Below are 17,327 nucleotides of genomic sequence, written 5' to 3'. Positions count from 1 at the left end.
TGTTCTGCGATTCCAAACCCTGTGCCCTTATGGGACGCCAATCCGGCCAATTCAAGGACGAAGGGTTTTGTCTAACGCAGGTACATGCGGGAAAACCACTGCACTTTCCGAGACCTGCTCAGGGCGCGATGCTTGACGCAAACGGGCTTTTGATGTCGATACGCCGGCAAAGACGGCTTAGAAACAGCATGGTCTCATGAACGCGTTACCAGCAAATCCTCCTGGCGAGAGCCATGCCGCGCTGCTCGACAGGCTGGGCAACCGCTCGATTGTCTTTGTCGGCCTGATGGGCGCCGGCAAGACAGCGATCGGCCGCAAGGTGGCGGCCATGCTTTCGCTGCCGTTCATCGACAGCGACCAGGAGATCGAAAGCGTGTCGCGCATGACCGTGCCGGAGCTGTTCGAGCGCTATGGCGAGACCGAATTCCGGGCGCTCGAGCAGCGCGTCATCCTGCGCCTCCTGGAAAACGGCCCGCAGGTGCTGTCGACCGGCGGCGGCGCCTTCATGAATGCGCAGACGCGCGACGCGATCGCGTCGCATGGCGTCTCGGTGTGGCTGAAGGCCGAGCTCGATTTGCTGATGGAGCGCGTCTCCAAGAAGCAGAACCGGCCTTTGCTCAAGAGCCCCGATCCGCGCGCCGTGCTCGAGCGATTGATGGACGAACGCTATCCGGTCTATACGACCTCCGACGTCACCGTGGCGACACGCGACGACCGCAAGGAGGTCATCGCGACCGAGGTCGTCGACGCATTGTGCGGGCATTTCGGCATTCCGGCCACCACGGCGCCGGACGAGGTGAGGCCATGAGCGAGCCGGTCACTGTCGAGGTCGGCCTTGGCGAGCGCGCCTATGACATCCTGATCGGCCCCGGCCTTCTGGCGCGCGCCGGCGCCGAGATATCGCGCCGCCTGCCCGGCACGAGGGCGGCGGTGGTCACCGACGAAAATGTCGCGGCGACACATCTCGACGCACTGAAGGCCGGTCTGGAAACAGGCGGCATCCAGCCTGCTGTCATCACTCTGCCGGCCGGCGAAAAGACCAAGAGCTTTGCCCAACTCGAAGAGGTGGTTGACGGCGTGCTGGCCGCCAGACTGGAGCGTGGCGATGTCGTCATCGCGCTCGGCGGCGGGGTCATCGGCGACCTCACCGGCTTTGCCTCCGGGATCGTGCGCCGCGGCATGAATTTCGTCCAGATTCCGACGTCGCTCTTGGCGCAGGTCGATTCCTCGGTCGGCGGCAAGACCGGCATCAACAGCCCGCGCGGCAAGAATCTGGTTGGCGTCTTCCACCAGCCGAAGCTGGTGCTGGCCGACACCGAGGTGCTCGACACGCTGCCGATCCGCGAATTTCGCGCCGGCTATGCCGAACTCGCCAAATACGGGCTGATCGACCGGCCAGCGTTTTTCGCCTGGCTGGAAGAGAACTGGACAAAAGTATTCGCCGGCGGTGCGGAGCGGGCCGAGGCGATTGCCGAAGCCTGCCGCGCCAAGGCCGATGTCGTTGCCCGCGACGAGTTCGAAACCGGCGACCGCGCGCTGCTGAATCTCGGCCATACATTCGGCCATGCGCTGGAAGGGGCAACACAGTATGACGGCGCCCGTCTCGTCCACGGCGAAGGCGTCGCCATCGGTATGGCGCTGGCGCATCGCTTTTCCGCACGGCTCAATCTGGCCAGTCCGGACGACGCGGCAAGGGTCGAGGCGCATCTGCGCGCCGTCGGCCTGCCTTGGCGCATGTCCGACATCCCTGGAGAACTGCCCGACGCCGAGGCGCTGCTTGGCTTCATCACCCAGGACAAGAAAGTGTCGCGCGGCGCGTTGACCTTCATCCTGACGCGCGGCATCGGCCAGGCTTTTATTGCCAAGGATGTGCCGGCGTCCGAAGTGCTGTCGTTCCTCAGGGAAAACCATCCGGCCAACGGGAAAGCCGGCTGAGATGGACACCGGCTGGATCGTTGTCGCCGTCCTCGCCATCCTCATCCTGTTTTTCATTGCCGTGCGCACGCGCCTGCTTGCCATGTTCGGCTATGAGCTGTCACGCATCGAGCCGCAGCGCTCCACCCAGGATGAGTTGCGCGGTGCGGTCGACGATTTCCGCCGTGACGGCCAGATGGTGCGCGAGGACCGCGACCGTGTCGGCGGCCTGTTCGACCTTGACGAGCTCGAAGTCTCCGACATCATGGTCCACCGCACCAATATGCGCTCGGTCAATGCCGACAATGCGCCGGAAGCGGTGGTGCGCGAGATCCTGCAGAGCCCGCACACTCGCATGCCGCTGTGGAAAGGCTCGCTGGACAACATTGTCGGTGTGCTGCACGCCAAGGACCTGCTGAGATCGCTGAACGAGGTCGGCAACGACTTTACCAAGATCGACGTGATGAAGATCGCGTCCAAGCCATGGTTCGTGCCCGACACCACGACCTTGCAGGAACAGCTCAACGCCTTCCTGCGCGCCAAGGCGCATTTCGCTATCGTCGTCGACGAGTATGGCGAGGTCGAAGGTCTGGTGACACTGGAGGACATCATCGAGGAGATCGTCGGCGAGATCGCCGACGAGCACGATGTCGACATCCAGGGCGTCAAGCAGGAAGCCGACGGCTCCGTCGTCGTCGACGGCACAGTGCCGATCAGGGATCTCAACCGGGCGCTCGACTGGAACCTGCCGGATGAGGAAGCCACCACCATTGCCGGGCTGGTCATCCACGAGACGCAGTCGATCCCCGAGGAAAAGCAGGCCTTTACCTTCCACGGCAAGCGCTTCGTGGTGATGAAGCGCGACAAGAACCGGATCGCCAAGATCAGGATCCGGCCCGCGGGGGAGACCTAACCCGCATTACCGATCATTCATTGGAACTCGATGACGCCAAGGTGCATTTTCGCCGGGGCAACCAGGAGACGATGATGATTGACCGGCGAACTCTGCTTCTGGCCTCACTGGCGGCTTTTCTGCCGGCGAGCGCTTTCGCGTCCTCGGAGCGACCGTCTCCCCAGACCTTCGATTACGGACCCGCCAAGCTCGACATCTATGCGCCCGACGGCGCCAACGGCCTGCCGGTGGTTTTCTTTGTCCATGGCGGAACCTGGCAGTTCGGCAAACGCAGCCAGGTCGGTGCCAAGCCCGCCTTCCTGCTCGCCAACGGCTTCTGCTTCGTCTCCATCGACTATCGAATGTTGCCCGAGGCCGATGTCGCCACCCAGGCCGGCGATGTTGAGAAGGCCTATGCCTATGTCAGGGCCAACATCGCCAAACATGGCGGCGATCCCGACCGCATCGTCGGCATGGGCCATTCGGCCGGCTGCCACCTTATCGCACTGACCGGCATGCGCGGCGGGCTGCCCGGCGTTGCCGGGCTGATCCTCGACGATACCAGGGCGTATGATCTTGCGGCACTCGAAAAAAGCGGCGGCATGGTCCGCGCTTATGCCCGCGTCTTTTCCGATCCTTCGCAATGGGCGGTTCTGTCGCCGGCGAGCTATGTCGACGGGCGCAAGCATCCGCCGACCTTCATCGCCTATTCGCGCGCCGATGGCCGCGACGAGCAATCGACGGCCTTTGCCGAGCGCCTGCGCGCTACCGGCACTGCGGTGACGTTGTTCGACGGCAGCGCCTACACGCATATGTCGATCAACCGTGACTTTGGCGAGGACGGCGATGCGTTGACGGCCGCCGCGCTGGCATTCCTGAAATTGACGGTCGCCTGATCCCGAAAGCGGCCTGGATCAGACCAAAAGTGCCGGGGGATATTGCCGAGCCGGCGCACCTAGGTGCATTGCTGCTGACTGTCGAACCGGGGGAGAATTTCATGAATGGCGCCGACCTGCTGTGTGACGTGCTGCTGGCCAATGATGTCACCGTCTGTTTCGCCAACCCCGGCACGTCGGAAATGCATTTCGTTGCCGCACTCGACCGCAAGCCTGAGATGCGGTGCGTGCTTGGCCTTTTCGAAGGCGTGGTGACGGGTGCAGCCGACGGCTATGCGCGCATGACCGATCGCCCGGCGGCTACGCTGCTGCATACCGGGCCGGGCCTGGCCAATGGACTGGCCAACATGCACAATGCAAGGCGTGCACGCAGCCCGATGATCAACATTGTCGGCGACCACGCCTCCTACCATCTGCCGCTCGATGCGCCGCTGACCAGCGACATAGAGGGTCTGGCGGCGCCGATGTCGAACTGGGTCGGCCGCGTCAAGGGTCCGGCCGACATCGCTCCGGCCGCTGAGGCGGCGTTCCGCGCCTCGCTGACGCCGCCGGGTGTTGCGACGCTGATCCTGCCGGCGGATGCCGCCTGGGGCGAGGTCGACGCAATTTCACCTGGCAAGGTCAAGCTGGCGCCGTTGCCCGCTGTCGACATGGCGGCCGTGCGCAAGGTCGCCGAAGCAATCCGCGCCGAGCCGGGCCGTGTCGGCATGGTGGTGCGCGGGCAGGCGGCGCGGGCCGATGCGCTTGAAATCGCAGGTCGAATCGCGGCGACCGGCGATGTCCGCCTGTTCAGCGAGGTTCTGATCGCCCGCATGCAACGCGGCCGCGGGCGATTCGCGCCGACGCGCATTCCCTATCCGGTCGATGCGGCGACAACGACCCTCCGGGATATCGACGTGCTGGTGCTGGTCGGGGCGAAGGAGCCGGTGGCGTTCTTTGCCTATCCTGGCAAGCCGGGACGGCTGGTTCCAGACAATTGCCAGGTGCTCTCGCTGGCGGCGCATGGCGAGGATCTGAAGGCGGCGCTGGAGGCGCTTGCCGACGAGCTCGGCATCAAGCCGACGCAGCAGTTCACCGCTGCAACGGCCTTTCCAGACGAGCCGACGCCAAGCGGCGGACTGACGGACGATGCAATCGCACTCTCGGTTGCGCGCAAGCTCCCCGCCAATGCCATCGTCTGTGACGAAGCGGTCACCTCGGCCAGGCGATTCTTTGCGCTGTCGGCATATGCGGCCCCGCACGACTACATGATGGGCACGGGCGGATCGATCGGCGGCGGCATTCCGATGGCAACCGGGGCGGCGATCGCCTGTCCGGACCGCAAGGTGATCAATCTCGAGGCCGACGGCAGCGGCATGTACACGGTGCAGGGACTGTGGACGCAGGCGAGGGAAAAGCTCGACGTGGTCACAATCGTGTTTTCCAACCGGACCTACGCCATTCTGCATGGCGAGATGACGAATGTCGGTGTCAATTCGATCGGCGAGAACGCCAGGCGTATGCTCGATCTCGACCATCCCGCGCTGGACTGGGTTGCACTGGCCAATGGCATGGGTGTCGAGGCGGCCCGCGCCGATACGTGCGAACGCTTCGACGCGCTGCTCGACAGCGCGCTGTCGCGACCCGGACCGTTTCTGATCGAAGCGGTGATCTGAAGCGCTTACCAGCGGGTCTTTTCGCCTGGGGCTGCCGGTTCTATGGCCAGCGCATGGACGCCGGCCTTCAGCTCCGCCGCCAGCAGTTCGTTGACGGCGCGGTGGCGGTCGATGCGGCTCATGCCGGCAAAGACGGGCGAGACGATGCGGACACGGAAATGCGTCTCGCCGGTGCCGTCATAGGCGCCGTGATGGTCGGAGCCGTGGTGATGGTGGCCGGCATGGAGATGACTTTCATTGACGATAACCAGCCGCTCCGGCGAAAACGCCTTGTTCAGCTTGTCTTCCATGGTCGCCTGTATGGACATCGCCGTTTCCCTTCACCATATCTGCAAGGCGTGATCGGGAAATCGGGATCGATCTCGCCGGGCCGCCTCAAAAATCACCATTCGCCCTGCTTTATGCCGCGATTCAGCGGTTAGGGCGATCATCGCGAAAATGTCAATTCTTGTTTCGCACGTGCGAACAGCCCATAAATGGGTGAGATGAAATCGTACCCCAAATATTTCGAGAAGATTCGGATCCGTCCCGAAAAGGACGCGGAGCTGAAGTCGCGCTCGCCAATCTGCCAGTGGGACGGCTGCAAGGAGGCCGGCACCCATCGCGCGCCGGTCGGTCGCATGAAGGAAGGCGAGTATTTTCAGTTCTGCTTCGACCACGTGCGCGAATACAACAAAGGTTTCAATTACTTCTCCGGCGTGCCGGATACCGAGATCGCCCGCTTCCAGAAGGAGGCGATGACCGGCCACCGGCCGACATGGAAGATGGGCCTCGCCGGCGCTTCGACACGCTCCTCCCCCGATATGGCGCAGATGCGCTCCGGCCGTGCCGGCTATTACAACCGTATGCGGGACCCGTTCGACCTGTTCAAAGGCCCGAAAGACCCGCGCGAGGCGCGCGAACGCAAGGCCAAGCCGCTTGAGGCCAAGGCGCTGGAAACGCTTGGCCTTGATACAAAGGCGACTGGCAAGGACATCAAGGCGCGCTATAAGGAACTTGTGAAGCGCCACCATCCGGATGCGAATGGCGGCGACAGAGGTTCGGAAGACCGGTTCCGCGATGTGCTGCAGGCCTATCGCGTGCTCAAGCAGGCGGGTTTGTGCTGAGCGACCCAACGGTTCGTGTCGCTTTCCAACTTTCATAAGGGTGGAAAAGGCTCTAAGACCGCCCCCGGACAAAATCGATTGCCGGCGAAATCAGGCTTTTCGCCCGTGGAGACGTGGATAGAGATGAACAAGGTCGATCGCGACATCGCCAATTTGCCAGACACGACGGTGTCGGTGAAGGAAAAATTCGGCTTCGAGTCCAAGATGGTGGTGCCGGCCTATTCGGTAACCAGCGAGCATGTGCCGGACATCGATCCGGACTATCTGTTCGACAAGGCGACGACGCTGGCGATCCTTGCCGGCTTTGCCTACAACCGCCGCGTCATGGTGTCTGGCTATCACGGCACCGGCAAGTCGACCCACATCGAACAGGTCGCCGCCCGCCTCAACTGGCCTTGCGTGCGCGTCAACCTCGACAGCCATGTCAGCCGTATCGACCTCGTCGGCAAGGACGCCATCGTCGTCAAGGACGGCTTGCAGATCACCGAATTCCGCGACGGCATCTTGCCCTGGGCCTACCAGCACAATGTCGCGCTGTGCTTCGACGAGTATGATGCCGGACGTCCCGACGTGATGTTTGTCATCCAGCGCGTGCTGGAATCGTCGGGCCGCCTGACGCTGCTCGACCAGAGCCGCGTCATCCGTCCGCATCCGGCGTTCCGGCTGTTTTCGACCGCCAACACGGTTGGCCTTGGCGACACCACCGGCCTCTATCACGGCACGCAGCAGATCAATCAGGCGCAGATGGACCGCTGGTCGATCGTCACCACGCTGAACTATCTGCCGCACGACAATGAAGTGAACATCGTGCTGGCTAAGGCCAAGCACTATCGCGACGGCAAGGGCAAGGACATCGTCAACAAGATGGTGCGCGTCGCCGACATGACGCGCTCGGCCTTCATCAATGGCGACCTGTCGACCGTGATGAGCCCGCGTACCGTGATCACCTGGGCCGAAAATGCCGAAATCTTCGGCAATATCGGCATGGCGTTCCGGCTGACCTTCCTCAACAAGTGCGACGAGTTGGAGCGTTCGGTGGTGGCCGAGTTCTACCAGCGCGCCTTCGGCGAGGATCTGCCCGAGAGCGCCGCCAACGTGGTGCTGGGGTAAGCAGAGCCTCGATGGCGGGTCCGGGCGACAACACGCGCAACAAGTCGAAGACGGGGTCTGAAGCCGACAGCTTCAAGCGCGCTGTCACCGTCTGCATGCGCGCCATTGCCGGTGACAAGGAACTCGAAGTCGGTTTCGCCAAGGACAGGCCCGCACTTGCCGGCAGCCGCGCCCGGTTGCCTGAATTGCCGAAGAAAGCTTCGAAAGAGGATATCGCGATTACCCGCGGGCTCGGCGATTCCATGGCGCTGAAGCGGGCCTGCCACGATCAGCGCATCCACACCAAGCTGGCGCCGGAAGGCAAGCTGGCGCGTTCGATCTATGACGCGGTCGAACAGGCGCGCGTCGAGGCGATCGGCAGCCGCGCCATGCAAGGCGTTGCCGACAATATAGGCTCGATGCTGGAGGACAAATACGCCAAGGCCAACCTTGTCGACGTCAAGGACAAGGCCGACGCGCCGATCGAGGAAGCCCTCGCCTTGATGGTGCGCGAGAAGCTGACCGGCCGCCCGATCCCGAAGAGCGGTGAGCGGCTGGTCGAACTCTGGCGCCCCTGGGTCGAGGAGAAGGCCAAGGCCGACCTCGACGGTCTGTCAGCCAAGCTCGGCGACCAGCAGGCCTTCGCCCGCGTCGTGCGCGACATGCTTGCGTCCATGGAGATGGCCGAGGAACTCGGCGACGACCAGGAGACCGAAGACTCCGAGGACAATGACGAGAACCAGCCGCAAGGCGAGGAGCAAAGCGAGGAGGGCGGCGAAGACGATTCCGGCTCCGAGCAGTCGCAGTCCGAGGATGCCGAAGCGTCGGCTGACGACGAGCAGTCGTCCGAGACGGAAGCCTCCGATGCCACCGCCGACGATTTGTCCGACGATGACGATGCGGACGCCGAGACGCCCGGCGAGGCGCGCCGCAACGACAATCCCTTCACCAATCTGCCGAAAGAGATCGACTACAAGGTCTTCACCACCGCCTTCGACGAGACGGTGGGCGCCGAGGAATTGTGCGAGGAGGAAGAACTCGACCGGCTGCGCGCCTTCCTCGACAAGCAGCTGGCCAATCTCTCCGGCGTCGTCGGCCGGCTCGCCAACCGGCTGCAACGGCGCCTGATGGCGCAGCAGAACCGCTCTTGGGATTTCGACCTCGAGGAAGGCTATCTCGACCCAGCCCGGCTGGTGCGTGTCGTCATCGACCCGATGCAGCCGCTGTCGTTCAAGCAGGAGCGCGATACCAAATTCCGCGACACGGTGGTGACGCTGGTGCTCGACAATTCGGGCTCGATGCGCGGCCGGCCGATCACAGTCGCCGCCACCTGCGCCGACATTCTGGCGCGCACGCTGGAGCGGTGCGGTGTCTCGGTCGAAATCCTCGGCTTCACCACGCGGGCGTGGAAAGGCGGCCAGGCGCGCGAAAAATGGCTGAAGGACGGCAAGCCGCCGAACCCCGGCCGGCTCAACGATCTGCGCCACATCATCTACAAATCCGCCGACCATCCGTGGCGGCGGGCCAGGCGCAATCTCGGCCTGATGATGCGCGAGGGCCTGCTCAAGGAAAACATCGACGGCGAGGCGCTGCTGTGGGCGCACAACCGGCTGATCGCCCGGCCCGAACAGCGCAAGATCCTGATGATGATCTCGGACGGCGCGCCGGTCGACGATTCGACGCTGTCGGTCAACCCGGGCAATTATCTCGAGCGCCATTTGCGCGCCGTCATCGAGCTGATCGAGACACGCTCGCCGGTGGAGCTTCTGGCCATCGGCATCGGTCATGACGTCACCCGCTATTACCGGCGCGCCGTCACCATTGTCGATGCCGAGGAACTGGCCGGCGCCATGACCGAGCAGCTGGCCTCGCTGTTTGCCGAGGAAAACGTGCGCGACACGCGCCGCGGCTATCGGCGCGCCGGATGATCTTTTTGCGCGGTGGCTTCAGGCAGACGTTTTTCGCCGCCACTGCCTTGTTTGGCATGGCTTTGGCGCCAGCCATCGCCGCCGGGCCAAGCGCCGTCGAGATGGTCGAAGTCTCGGCCCGACCGATCAGCAACTTCCATATAGGCAGCGCCGACAAACAGTTCGGGCCGCTGGAATTCGTCGGCGGACTGGAGATGACGTCGCCGACGCGCGATTTCGGCGCGCTGTCGGCGTTTCGCTTCCTCAAACCCGGCAGTGATCTCATCGGTGTCGCCGATACCGGCTTCTGGTTCTTTGGTACGCTGACCCACGATGCCGAGCGGCGTCCGTCGGGCATCCAGAGTTTCCGCATGCAGCAGATGGTCGATGCCTCGGGACGGCCGATCGACAAGAAATGGCAGGTCGACGCCGAGGGCCTGGCCGTCAAGGACGGCATCGCTACCGTCGGCTTCGAGCGCGACCAGCGCGTCGCCCAGTTCAAGATCGATCCGGACAATATGAGTGCGCCGTTCAAGCAACTGAACTACCTGGTTCCGGCCCGGGAACTCAGGCAGAATCGCGGCTTCGAGACTGTCACCCACGCCAATCCCTACGGCCAGCACGAGGGCGGGCTGGTCGTGGTCTCGGAAAAGAGCCTCGACAAGGCCGGCAATATCTATGCCGCCATCATTGAAGGGCCGCACAAGGGCGTCTTCACCGTCAAGCGCAATGGCGATTTCGATATCACCGACGGCGCCTTCCTGCCGGATGGCGACCTTCTGCTTCTGGAGCGCAGTTTCTCGATGGCTGGCGGGGTGAAGATGCGGCTCAGACGCATCTATGGCGAAAGCGTCGAGAAGGGCGCGGTTGCCGACGGACCGGTGCTGATGGAAGCCGATATGGGCTATCAGATCGACAATATGGAAGGGCTCGACGTCTGGACCCGCGACGACGGCGCGGTGATGGTGTCGCTGATCTCGGACGACAACCACTCGATCCTGCAGCGCAACCTCTATCTGGAATTCATCCTGCACCAGGATTGATTGAGCTTAGTCCCGCTCGCCGGTCGTCATTCTTCCTGCATTTCTCACTCACTCTCGTGTGGCTTCTTGTCGTCGGTCCGCGCCACATCAAAATACTTAAGTCCTGGCTTGACTATTCGAATCGCAGAACTGATACTCCAGTCCATGCTTAACCATTCCAAGATCGACAGCATCCTGCGGGCTCTTGTCGAGCCCACGCGCCGCCAGATCGTGGAAAGGCTGAGCCGCGGACCGGCGACCGTCAGCCAGCTGGCGGAGCCGTTCGGCATGACCTTTGCCGCCGTGTTGCAGCATCTGCAGGCGCTGGAAGCCTGCGGGCTGATCCGCAGTGAAAAGATCGGGCGGGTGCGCACCTGCCGGATCGAACCGGGCGGGCTCGCTCCGCTCGCCGACTGGATTGCGGAACGCCGAATTCCGGCGGAACGCCATCTCGATCGTCTTGGCCAGATCCTGGCCGAGACGGACCAATCCCCCGAATCCCCCAAGAAGACTCAGGACAAGGACCAAGAGACATGAACCAGATCGCCCCCGTAGAGCACTCCGTCATCCACTCCACCTTCACAGTCGAGCGCACCTATCCGCAATCGCCGGCCAAGGTCTTCCATGCCTTTGCCGACAAGGAGACGGTGCGGCGCTGGCGCGTCGAAGGCCACGGCTTCACCATCGCCGAATTCAGCTTCGACTTCCGTGTCGGCGGCGCTGAGGTATCGCGGTTCAGTTATCAGGGCGGCCCGGAGATCAGGCTCGACGCGCAGTTCCAGGACATCGTTGCGGAACAGCGCATCGTGTTCTCCTATCGGATGGCAATCGGGCCGCAGCCCATGTCGGCCTCGCTGACCACGGTCGAGCTGGCCCCGTCGGGTGAGGGCACCCGTCTGACCTTCACCGAACAGGGCGTGTTCTTCGATGGCGTCGATTCGGCGCAGGGCCGGGAAGAGGGTACGCGCGGGCTGTTGGAAGCCCTTGCTGCCGAACTGTCGAGATAGGTTTCATCAACAAGCGGGTGGTATTGAAGGCGATCCGCCCGCCTTTGCCGCTAAGACGGCAGACTATCGCTGGTTGGCTGCGATCCAGATGACATGGCGGGCGCCGCGCTTGCCATTGGCGCGCGTCTTTACCTCGTCCACAACAAAACCCGCTTGCTTGAGCCGGCGCGTGAAGCCGCTGTCCGGCCCTTGCGACCACACCGCCAGCACACCGCCGGGCTTCAATGCGGCACGCGCCGCGCCGAGGCCGGCGGCGCCGTAGAGGGCGTCATTGCCCTTGTAGACGATGCCTTCGGGACCATTGTCGACGTCGAGCAGGACGGCGTCCCAGGCCGCCTTGTCGGATCTTATGATGTGTCCGACATCGGCCTCGCGGACGTTCACACGGGGATCGTCGAGACAGCCGGCAAACAGCGCTGCCAAAGGGCCGCGCGCCCACGCAATGACCGCCGGGACAAGCTCGGCGACGGTGATGCCTGCGTCGGCGCCAAGTTCGGCAAGCGCTGCGCGCAGCGTAAAGCCCATGCCGAGGCCGCCGATCAGGATTTTCGGTCGGCTGTGTCCGGCAATCCTGTCGCAGGACAGTTTTGCCAGCTCTTCCTCGGAACCGCTGAGGCGGCTGTTCATCAGCTCGTTGGTGCCGAGCATGATCGAGAACTCGCTGCCGCGCTGCTTTAACCGCAGTTCCTGCCCGCCATCCGGTGTTTTGGCCGAATCGAGCTGGACCCAGGGAATCATGGCCTCAAGCGGCCACGGCCGGCTGGCTCCAGCGAGCGGCGAGCAGCCGGTAGGGGATCAGCGCCACCACGGCGATGATCAGCTTCACCGAGAGGTCGCCGAGGGCCCAGGATACCCAGCGCATGGTCTCGACCGGCAGCACGCCTACCAGCGGCGCTGTCTCCAGCGCAAAGCTGTCGTTCGGGCCGGCGAAGGCGAAGAGGGCGGAAAAGGCGACGCTGAAGAACACCATCGTGTCAAACACAGAGCCGACCAGCGTGCCGACGATCGGGGCGCGCCACCAGCTCTGCCGGCGCAGCCGGTTGAACACCGTGACGTCGAGCAATTGCGCGCAAAGGAACGCCGCACCCGAAGCCGTCGCAATGCGCACCAGCCGGTCGGCTGCGGTCTCGAATTCGATCAAACCGTGGCGAAACAGGAAGGGCGGGACGAGGATCGAGCAGATCACCGCGGTCATGAAGCCGACAAAAACGATGCGACGCGCCACGATCGGGCCGTAGCGGCGGTTGGCAAGGTCGGTGACCAGGAAGGAGAAGGGGTAGGTGAAGGCGCCCCAGGTCAGGATGTCGGCCAGCGACAGGCCGCCGACCTGACCCTGCATCGGGAACTGCACGAGGATGTTCGATGCCACGACGACAAGCGCCATGGCGGCCACAAAGGGCAGATATCGCGAGAAGGAAGTCATTTTTTTATCCTGGGTAATGGAACCAGCCAGGCGCTATCCGAAATGCGGATCGCGCTGCCTTGCAAGTTTTGAGCATCGGATCGCTCCGATGCTCAAGGCGGTCGTCCCCCGCCTTAAAGTCTTCAAGCGGCGGGCTGGTCGGCCAGCTTCTTGGCGATCTGCTTCTTCAAGAGGCGCGCGCGCTGCGACAGCTCCTTGGCATCGGCCTTGGCCAGGAAGGCATCGAGGCCACCGCGATGCTCGACCGAACGCAGCGCGTTGGCCGAAATGCGCAGGCGCACATTCTGGTTCAGCGCTTCCGAAATCAGCGTCACATTGACGAGGTTCGGCAGGAAGCGGCGCTTGGTCTTGTTGTTGGCGTGGCTCACATTGTTGCCGGTCTGGACTGCCTTGGCAGTGAGTTCGCAGGTACGGGACATGGTTCTAACCTTCAGTTCTTTCTAAGCCTGCCAAACCATTTTCGCCCGCGCCGGGCGGCGCGCGGTTTCGGTCAGGCGGCCTTATGGAAAAGTTGGCGTTCCATAGTTGCATTTCGCCGAGGCGTCAAGCTCCGGCTTCCCTCGGGATGCGGCGGTCCTTTCATATAAAGGCCGAAATTCAGCCTATAAGCGGTCGCATAGGGACATGCCAGCCCGGAGTTGCCCATCTGCGGCTTGAAAATTCAAGGAACGATCCCCGCCATGCTTCGTCCGTCACATGCCGTTGTCGCCGTGCTTGCCGCTGCCTTGCCAACGTCAGCCCTCGCCGCCGCACCGGCAACTGCCCCGCAGTCCTTCAAGGGCGAATACACGGTGTCGTTCCTCGGCCTTTCGGTGGCCAAGGCGAAATTTAACAGCCACTACGAAGGCGATAGCTATTCCATCGACGGCACCGTCTCCAGCGCCGGTATCGCCACTTTGTTCGACGATACGAGCGGCACGATCTCGTCAAAGGGCAAGATCCTGGGCAAGCAGATGCAGCCAGAGGCGTTTCGCGCCGACTACAAGTCCGGCAAGAAGGCTTCCGTGGTCGATATCCGCTTTGCCAATGGCGCGGTTACCGCCACTCAGGTCATCCCCGAACCGAAAAAGCGCAATCCCAAGACCTGGATACCGCTGGGTGGCAACGATCTGACATCGGTGCTCGACCCGATGGCCGCCACCGTCATCCATGCCGATAGTCTCGACAAGGTCTGCGGGCGCAAGCTGAAGTTCTATGATGGCGAGATGCGCGCCGACCTGACGCTGACCTATGCCTCGAAAGGCTCGATCTCGGTCAAGGGCTACAAGGGCGACACCGTGACCTGCAAGATGAGCTTCGAGCCGGTGGCGGGCTACCGAAAGGGCCGCAAGGCGCTGAATTACCTGAAGAACAAGAGCAAGATGATGGTGACGTTTGCACCGCTCGGCCAAACCGGCGTATATGCGCCGATCCACGCCACGGTCGGGACGCAGATAGGCACCTTGACCGTCAGCGCGGGACGGTTCGAAGCTGCTGAATAATTTGTTTTTACGCAATTCCGGACGGAAAACCGCCGGACACTTTTCCTGGAATTGCTAGAGGCGCCTGGCGCGCCGCCGGAGACGGGTATGGGGCGCGCAACACTGATCGGTTTCTCGGCGGTTGCCATGTGGGCGCTGCTGGCGTTGCTCACCGACGCCTCGGGCGCCGTGCCGCCATTCCTGCTCTCGGCCATCACCTTCACCATCGGCACCGCGGTCGGGCTGGTCGCCCGGCTGTTCATGCCGGCGACGGAAAGCCAGAAGATCCCGCGCCAGGTCTGGGTGATCGGCATTGCCGGCCTGTTCGGCTACCACTTCTTCTACTTCACCGCGCTGCGCAACGCGCCGGCGGTGGAGGCAAGCCTGATCGCCTATCTGTGGCCGCTGCTGATCGTGCTCGGTTCAGCGCTGATGCCGGGCGAGAAGCTGGCCTGGAACCATGTCGTCGGCGCGCTGCTTGGGCTGGCCGGCACCGTCCTCATCGTCACCAAGGGCGGCGGGCTTGCCTTCGATGCGCGCTATGCCTTTGGCTACGCCATGGCCGCCGTCTGCGCGCTGCTGTGGTCGTCCTATTCGCTGCTGTCGCGGCGTTTTCCGGCGGTGCCGACGTCGATCGTCACCTGGTTCTGCGCCGCCACGGCAGCCCTTTCGCTCGTCTGCCATCTGCTGCTGGAACAGACGGTGCTGCCCGACGGTCCAGGCCAGTGGCTGGCGGTGCTCGGTCTCGGGCTGATGCCGGTGGGCGCCGCTTTCTACGCCTGGGATATCGGCGTCAAGCGCGGCAATATCCAGGTGCTGGGGGCGGCAAGCTATGCAGCGCCGCTTCTGTCGACGCTGGTGCTGATCGCGGCCGGCGTGGCCGAGCCGTCGCTACGCATCCTCGCCGCCTGCGTGCTGATCACCGGCGGCGCGGCCCTGGCGGCGAAGTCGCTGTTCCTGCGCAAGCCGGCTGAGATCGGAGCCAAGGCATGACGATGCCGTTTGCCGGCGGCATCGACGCCAATGCCAATGCGACATTGATTTTTTCGCTGGTGGCTGCGGTGATCTACGCCTTCACCCTCGACATGCGGCCGACGCTGGCCCGCTCGGCGGCAAAGACGCTGGCCGTGGCCATGCTTGCGGTGCTGGCCTTCATGCAAGGTGGTCCATTGCTGCTCATCGCGGCGCTGGCCCTCAGCGCCGTCGGCGACGCCTTCCTGTCGCGTGACGGCGAGAAGGCCTTCCTCGGCGGGCTGGCCAGCTTCCTGGCGGCGCATATCCTCTATGTGCCGCTCTTCCTGCGCAGCGGCGGCGGGCTGGATGTGCTGGGCACCGAGACATGGCGCGGCGCCATCGCACTCGCCATGGCGGCATTCTTGGTCGCCATGCTGGCGGCACTCTGGCGCCGTGTCGGCCCCGGCCTGCGAGCGCCGATCGCCGTCTATGTCGCCGCCATCCTGGCGATGGGCATCTCGGCGCTGACGCTCGACAATTCCTGGGTCATCATCGGTGCCGTTATGTTCATGGCGTCGGACGGGCTGCTTGCCACGGAAAAATTCCTGGTGCCGGCCATCGCGCCCTATCGCGCCGGCATCCGCTATGCCGTCTGGGTGCTCTACTATGCCGCCCAGCTGGCGATTACGCTTGGCTTTTTGCTGAGCTAGGTTCCCAGCCGGGTTCGGCCATTTCGAAGGCGGCGAAGTCGAAGCCCGGCGCCACGGTGCAGCCGACCAGGGTCCATTCGCCGAGGCTGCGTGCCGATTGCCACCAGCCGGCCGGCACCACGATCTGCGGCCGCTCGCCCGCCGCAAGTTCAATGCCGAGCACCTGCTCGATCACTGCACCGCCTTCCTCGCACATCGAGAGCGCCAGCGGTGCCCCGGCGTGGAAATGCCAGACCTCGGCCGCGTCCTTGACTCGGTGCCAGGCCGAAATCTGGTCCTCTTCCAGGAGGAAATAAATCGCCGTCGAATGGCCACGCGCGCCGCCGTCGCCGTCGCGAAAGGTCTCGGCATACCAGCCGCCTTCCGGATGCGCCTTGAGGCCAAGCGTGGCGATGATTTCAGCGGCGCTGGTCATGGCTGCTCCCGGAATGTCACGATGGGTCAGAAATTGTCCTTACGCTTGCGAATCTCGGCGAACACGTCGGCATCGCTGGCCTTTTCCATGCCGAGATGCTTGCGGATCGCCGGGTCGTGCCAGCGCAGGAACGGATTGGTCGACAGTTCCTCGCCGATCGTGGTCGGCAGCGTCGCCTTGTTGTCGGCGCGCAGCGTCTCGATCTTGGCGGCGCGCTCCTTCAGCGCCGAATTGGTCGGGTCCACAGTCAGCGCGAAGCGGGCATTGGAAAGCGTGTATTCATGGCCGCAATAGATGACCGTGTCGGCCGGCAGTGCGGCGAGCTTCTTCAGCGATTCATACATCACCGGCGGCTTGCATTCGAACAGCCGGCCGCAGCCGAGCGCGAACAGCGTGTCGGCGGTGAACGCCACTTTCGAGGCCGGCAGGTAATAGGAGACGTGGCCCGCCGTGTGGCCGGGCGTGGCGATGACATCAATCCGCTCACCGCCGAGATGGACGACCGAGCCTTGGCCGACGGTCTCGTCGATGCCGGGGATCTTTTCCTTTTCCGCCTCCGGTCCGACGATGCGCAGCTTGAAGCGCTCCTTCAGCGCCAGATTGGCCTCGACATGGTCGACATGGTGGTGGGTGGCCAGGATCAGCGTCGGCTTCCAGCCGGTACGCTCGATCGCGGCCAGGATCGGCGCTTCTTCGGGCGCGTCGATGATGGCGGTCTCGCCGCTCTTGGGGTCATGCACCAGCACGCCGAAATTGTCGCTGCGGCACATGAACTGTTCGATTTCGACCGGCATTTTCATCTCTCCATCTGTCGCCGCAGACATAGGGCGCTTGCCCGCCGATGTCATCCGGAACTTGGCACCTTTGTTGAACTTCA

The 17,327-nt window shown here is 63.6% G+C and carries 20 protein-coding genes; 14 read left to right on the top strand and 6 right to left on the bottom strand.

The window, feature by feature from the left end; translation table 11 throughout:
- Positions 1-196 precede the first annotated feature (196 nt).
- From AC1D1N_RS25825 to AC1D1N_RS25805, 5 genes are all read left to right on the top strand, one after another.
- Positions 197-808 (top strand): shikimate kinase, encoded by a 612-nt coding sequence (locus AC1D1N_RS25825; RefSeq protein WP_477351829.1) that lies wholly within the window; start codon positions 197-199, stop codon positions 806-808.
- Positions 805-1,935 carry a 3-dehydroquinate synthase gene (gene aroB, locus AC1D1N_RS25820; RefSeq protein ID WP_436261563.1) on the top strand — a complete coding sequence of 377 codons (1,131 nt, stop codon included), beginning with the start codon at positions 805-807 and terminating at the stop codon, positions 1,933-1,935. Before AC1D1N_RS25825 ends, aroB begins: the two co-directional genes overlap by 4 nt.
- Position 1,936: 1 nt before the next feature.
- The gene (locus AC1D1N_RS25815; protein ID WP_436261562.1) at positions 1,937-2,827 is read left to right on the top strand and encodes an HlyC/CorC family transporter; all 891 of its coding nucleotides are present in this window, start codon (positions 1,937-1,939) and stop codon (positions 2,825-2,827) included.
- Positions 2,828-2,901: 74 nt separating this feature from the next.
- Positions 2,902-3,702 carry an alpha/beta hydrolase gene (locus AC1D1N_RS25810; RefSeq protein WP_436262068.1) on the top strand — a complete coding sequence of 267 codons (801 nt, stop codon included), beginning with the start codon at positions 2,902-2,904 and terminating at the stop codon, positions 3,700-3,702.
- Positions 3,703-3,803: 101 nt separating this feature from the next.
- Complete coding sequence (locus AC1D1N_RS25805) at positions 3,804-5,357, top strand: acetolactate synthase large subunit (protein ID WP_436261561.1); 1,554 nt, start codon at positions 3,804-3,806, stop codon at positions 5,355-5,357.
- Between the two features lie 5 nt (positions 5,358-5,362).
- Here AC1D1N_RS25805 and AC1D1N_RS25800 read toward each other — a convergent pair whose 3' ends face one another.
- Positions 5,363-5,665 (bottom strand): BolA family protein, encoded by a 303-nt coding sequence (locus AC1D1N_RS25800; protein ID WP_192258319.1) that lies wholly within the window; start codon positions 5,663-5,665, stop codon positions 5,363-5,365.
- A gap of 168 nt (positions 5,666-5,833) precedes the next feature.
- Here AC1D1N_RS25800 and AC1D1N_RS25795 point away from each other — a divergent pair, with 168 nt between their 5' ends.
- The 6 genes from AC1D1N_RS25795 to AC1D1N_RS25770 all read left to right on the top strand — a co-directional run bounded on the left by AC1D1N_RS25795 (position 5,834) and on the right by AC1D1N_RS25770 (position 11,488).
- Positions 5,834-6,463: a J domain-containing protein gene (locus AC1D1N_RS25795; RefSeq protein ID WP_112562202.1), complete on the top strand. Its 630-nt coding sequence runs from the start codon at positions 5,834-5,836 to the stop codon at positions 6,461-6,463.
- 123 nt (positions 6,464-6,586) lie between these two features.
- Entirely contained in the window at positions 6,587-7,573 is a 987-nt protein-coding gene (gene cobS, locus AC1D1N_RS25790) for a cobaltochelatase subunit CobS (RefSeq protein ID WP_112393311.1), read from the top strand.
- Positions 7,574-7,584: 11 nt separating this feature from the next.
- Positions 7,585-9,480 (top strand): cobaltochelatase subunit CobT, encoded by a 1,896-nt coding sequence (gene cobT, locus AC1D1N_RS25785; RefSeq protein ID WP_436261560.1) that lies wholly within the window; start codon positions 7,585-7,587, stop codon positions 9,478-9,480.
- On the top strand, positions 9,477-10,502 hold the full coding sequence (locus tag AC1D1N_RS25780) for an esterase-like activity of phytase family protein (protein ID WP_436261559.1): 1,026 nt from the start codon (positions 9,477-9,479) through the stop codon (positions 10,500-10,502). Before cobT ends, AC1D1N_RS25780 begins: the two co-directional genes overlap by 4 nt.
- A gap of 144 nt (positions 10,503-10,646) precedes the next feature.
- Positions 10,647-11,018, top strand: a complete 372-nt coding sequence (locus AC1D1N_RS25775) for an ArsR/SmtB family transcription factor (protein ID WP_436262067.1) — start codon at positions 10,647-10,649, stop codon at positions 11,016-11,018.
- A complete protein-coding gene (locus AC1D1N_RS25770) occupies positions 11,015-11,488 on the top strand; it encodes an SRPBCC family protein (RefSeq protein ID WP_436261558.1) in 474 nt (157 codons plus the stop codon). Before AC1D1N_RS25775 ends, AC1D1N_RS25770 begins: the two co-directional genes overlap by 4 nt.
- 63 nt (positions 11,489-11,551) lie before the next feature.
- On the opposite strand, the gene AC1D1N_RS25765 is transcribed toward AC1D1N_RS25770, so the two are convergent.
- The 3 genes from AC1D1N_RS25765 to rpmB all read right to left on the bottom strand — a co-directional run bounded on the left by AC1D1N_RS25765 (position 11,552) and on the right by rpmB (position 13,330).
- Positions 11,552-12,226: a polyamine aminopropyltransferase gene (locus tag AC1D1N_RS25765; RefSeq protein ID WP_477351825.1), complete on the bottom strand. Its 675-nt coding sequence runs from the start codon at positions 12,224-12,226 to the stop codon at positions 11,552-11,554.
- 4 nt (positions 12,227-12,230) lie between these two features.
- Complete coding sequence (locus AC1D1N_RS25760; RefSeq protein ID WP_477351823.1) at positions 12,231-12,911, bottom strand: queuosine precursor transporter; 681 nt, start codon at positions 12,909-12,911, stop codon at positions 12,231-12,233.
- A gap of 122 nt (positions 12,912-13,033) precedes the next feature.
- The gene (gene rpmB / locus AC1D1N_RS25755) at positions 13,034-13,330 is read right to left on the bottom strand and encodes a 50S ribosomal protein L28 (RefSeq protein WP_023670682.1); all 297 of its coding nucleotides are present in this window, start codon (positions 13,328-13,330) and stop codon (positions 13,034-13,036) included.
- Positions 13,331-13,591: 261 nt separating this feature from the next.
- Between rpmB and AC1D1N_RS25750 the strand changes: the two genes are divergently transcribed.
- The 3 genes from AC1D1N_RS25750 to AC1D1N_RS25740 all read left to right on the top strand — a co-directional run bounded on the left by AC1D1N_RS25750 (position 13,592) and on the right by AC1D1N_RS25740 (position 16,035).
- A complete protein-coding gene (locus AC1D1N_RS25750; protein ID WP_436261555.1) occupies positions 13,592-14,392 on the top strand; it encodes a DUF3108 domain-containing protein in 801 nt (266 codons plus the stop codon).
- 87 nt (positions 14,393-14,479) lie between these two features.
- Positions 14,480-15,364 (top strand): aromatic amino acid exporter YddG, encoded by an 885-nt coding sequence (yddG, locus tag AC1D1N_RS25745; protein ID WP_477351821.1) that lies wholly within the window; start codon positions 14,480-14,482, stop codon positions 15,362-15,364.
- A complete protein-coding gene (locus AC1D1N_RS25740) occupies positions 15,361-16,035 on the top strand; it encodes a lysoplasmalogenase (protein WP_436261553.1) in 675 nt (224 codons plus the stop codon). The genes yddG and AC1D1N_RS25740 overlap by 4 nt, the downstream gene beginning before the upstream one ends.
- Here AC1D1N_RS25740 and AC1D1N_RS25735 read toward each other — a convergent pair.
- Entirely contained in the window at positions 16,010-16,450 is a 441-nt protein-coding gene (locus AC1D1N_RS25735; protein ID WP_436261552.1) for a cupin domain-containing protein, read from the bottom strand. The two genes, AC1D1N_RS25740 and AC1D1N_RS25735, sit on opposite strands and share 26 nt — an antisense overlap.
- Positions 16,451-16,476: 26 nt before the next feature.
- Entirely contained in the window at positions 16,477-17,244 is a 768-nt protein-coding gene (gloB, locus tag AC1D1N_RS25730) for a hydroxyacylglutathione hydrolase (RefSeq protein WP_436261551.1), read from the bottom strand.
- Positions 17,245-17,327 lie beyond the last annotated feature (83 nt).

The organism is Mesorhizobium sp. P2_B5 (assembly GCF_056404775.1).
The sequence above is the reverse complement of the archived record's forward strand: the minus strand, read 5'-3'. Positions and strand labels throughout refer to the sequence as shown.

Coding starts and splice junctions, on each gene's coding strand:
- AC1D1N_RS25740 (WP_436261553.1), top strand. CDS start 15,361: ATGACGATGCCGTTTGCCGGCGGCATCGACGCCAATGCCAATGCGACA.
- cobS (WP_112393311.1), top strand. CDS start 6,587: ATGAACAAGGTCGATCGCGACATCGCCAATTTGCCAGACACGACGGTG.
- rpmB (WP_023670682.1), bottom strand. CDS start 13,330: ATGTCCCGTACCTGCGAACTCACTGCCAAGGCAGTCCAGACCGGCAAC.
- yddG (WP_477351821.1), top strand. CDS start 14,480: ATGGGGCGCGCAACACTGATCGGTTTCTCGGCGGTTGCCATGTGGGCG.
- AC1D1N_RS25775 (WP_436262067.1), top strand. CDS start 10,647: ATGCTTAACCATTCCAAGATCGACAGCATCCTGCGGGCTCTTGTCGAG.
- AC1D1N_RS25810 (WP_436262068.1), top strand. CDS start 2,902: ATGATTGACCGGCGAACTCTGCTTCTGGCCTCACTGGCGGCTTTTCTG.
- AC1D1N_RS25760 (WP_477351823.1), bottom strand. CDS start 12,911: ATGACTTCCTTCTCGCGATATCTGCCCTTTGTGGCCGCCATGGCGCTT.
- gloB (WP_436261551.1), bottom strand. CDS start 17,244: ATGCCGGTCGAAATCGAACAGTTCATGTGCCGCAGCGACAATTTCGGC.
- AC1D1N_RS25800 (WP_192258319.1), bottom strand. CDS start 5,665: ATGTCCATACAGGCGACCATGGAAGACAAGCTGAACAAGGCGTTTTCG.
- AC1D1N_RS25765 (WP_477351825.1), bottom strand. CDS start 12,226: ATGATTCCCTGGGTCCAGCTCGATTCGGCCAAAACACCGGATGGCGGG.
- AC1D1N_RS25805 (WP_436261561.1), top strand. CDS start 3,804: ATGAATGGCGCCGACCTGCTGTGTGACGTGCTGCTGGCCAATGATGTC.
- AC1D1N_RS25825 (WP_477351829.1), top strand. CDS start 197: ATGAACGCGTTACCAGCAAATCCTCCTGGCGAGAGCCATGCCGCGCTG.
- AC1D1N_RS25815 (WP_436261562.1), top strand. CDS start 1,937: ATGGACACCGGCTGGATCGTTGTCGCCGTCCTCGCCATCCTCATCCTG.
- AC1D1N_RS25795 (WP_112562202.1), top strand. CDS start 5,834: ATGGGTGAGATGAAATCGTACCCCAAATATTTCGAGAAGATTCGGATC.
- AC1D1N_RS25735 (WP_436261552.1), bottom strand. CDS start 16,450: ATGACCAGCGCCGCTGAAATCATCGCCACGCTTGGCCTCAAGGCGCAT.
- cobT (WP_436261560.1), top strand. CDS start 7,585: ATGGCGGGTCCGGGCGACAACACGCGCAACAAGTCGAAGACGGGGTCT.
- AC1D1N_RS25770 (WP_436261558.1), top strand. CDS start 11,015: ATGAACCAGATCGCCCCCGTAGAGCACTCCGTCATCCACTCCACCTTC.
- aroB (WP_436261563.1), top strand. CDS start 805: ATGAGCGAGCCGGTCACTGTCGAGGTCGGCCTTGGCGAGCGCGCCTAT.
- AC1D1N_RS25780 (WP_436261559.1), top strand. CDS start 9,477: ATGATCTTTTTGCGCGGTGGCTTCAGGCAGACGTTTTTCGCCGCCACT.
- AC1D1N_RS25750 (WP_436261555.1), top strand. CDS start 13,592: ATGCTTCGTCCGTCACATGCCGTTGTCGCCGTGCTTGCCGCTGCCTTG.